We start from the raw sequence: 1352 nt of genomic DNA, 5'->3' as shown, positions 1-1352 counted from the left end.
TATGAGGGTCAATACTTTAGAGGTGTTTTTTGGATTTCTACTGAAAAATCAATAGATATATATCAGTTTCTCAGGCAAAAAGAGGTTCTATTTTTTGTTAAGTTGACACCTCAAAAATATTTCTTCATAATATGTTGTGAAGAGATTCCTATAGACTATTTGCATTATCTTCATGATGGTATCATCGGGATAAGCAATCTTCACACGGAAGATTCACTTATTAGCAATGTTTTTTCCCAGGCTAACGAAGCCGCTTACAATACATTTATTTATCAATATAACGGTGTCTTTGAATATAGCAATCCCTGCTATAGCATAGTTAACCAACTAATTAATGATATTTCGTCTGCAATAGAAAAAAAAGATAGTGAAAATTTGAAAAATATATTTTTCAATCTTTCAGGTTTCTTTAAGAGTAATAAATTAACTATTGGAGATGTTACTTATTTTTGGAATCAGCTTTCTTTATATCTCAATAAACTTAATCCTTCAGAATATAGTGATATGAATATTATGGAATATGATGAAATAGTGGATATTTTTTGTAATATCGAGAATATGAGTGAATATTTGTTAGAAAGAATTGAGGGTGTTATAACGAAAAATAAACAATTCGAATATTGTTCAAATGAAAATTTTTTGAAATTAATAGAATACATAGATAATCATTATTCTGAACCGTTAAGTTTAAAGGAATTATCAGCAAAGTTTTTTATCAGTCTCAATTATTGTTGTGAGCTATTCAGAAAAGTCATTGGTTGCTCTTTTACAGAATATTTAACTAATTTGAGGATGAAAAAAGCAGAGGAGCTTTTAAAGACTACAAATTATTCAATTGCAGAAATTGCACGCCTTGTTGGATACAATGACTATTATCACTTTAATAAAGCTTTTAAAAAATTTTATGGTACTCCTCCAGCAACTTTCCGCAGAAGTATTCAAAAACAAATTGGAAGTGATAAAAGATGAAACTTCAAAATTTAAAATTGAGTAATTTAAAACTCAAACATCAACTTTTATTATTAATCTTCATTTCTATTACGATTGTGATTTTCATACAAGTACTCTACTATATAAGATTTCAAGTTATAATCAGAAAGTATACCAACGTGTATGCGCAAAATTCTATTAATCAAGTTGAAGAAACCATTTATACTACTCTTAAAACAATTTACAAATCTGGTTTAACAATAGCCTATAATAAATACACTCAATTATTCTTAATAGATAAACCTTTAAATCAAGACATAGATACTCAAGAAGAATATTATCAATATAGGCTTGAATTAAGTAGATATCTTACAGAAATGATGAGATACATAATTAATTCAAACGAAAACATAAAAGATATT

At 26.9% G+C, this 1352-nt stretch carries 2 protein-coding genes; both read left to right on the top strand.

The window, feature by feature from the left end:
• Window positions 1–969, top strand: a 969-nt coding sequence (locus tag H964_RS11975; protein WP_156823669.1) for a helix-turn-helix domain-containing protein, incomplete at its 5' end; no start/stop codon positions are given.
• A gap of 140 nt (window positions 970–1109) precedes the next feature.
• Window positions 1110–1352: hypothetical protein (locus H964_RS12960; RefSeq protein WP_237738229.1), on the top strand; the 243-nt coding region annotated here is incomplete at its 3' end.

Source organism: Caldicellulosiruptor sp. F32, from assembly GCF_000404025.1.
Taxonomy (GTDB): Bacteria; Bacillota; Thermoanaerobacteria; order Caldicellulosiruptorales; family Caldicellulosiruptoraceae; genus Caldicellulosiruptor; species Caldicellulosiruptor saccharolyticus.
This window is presented reverse-complemented; position numbering and strand designations above follow the sequence as displayed.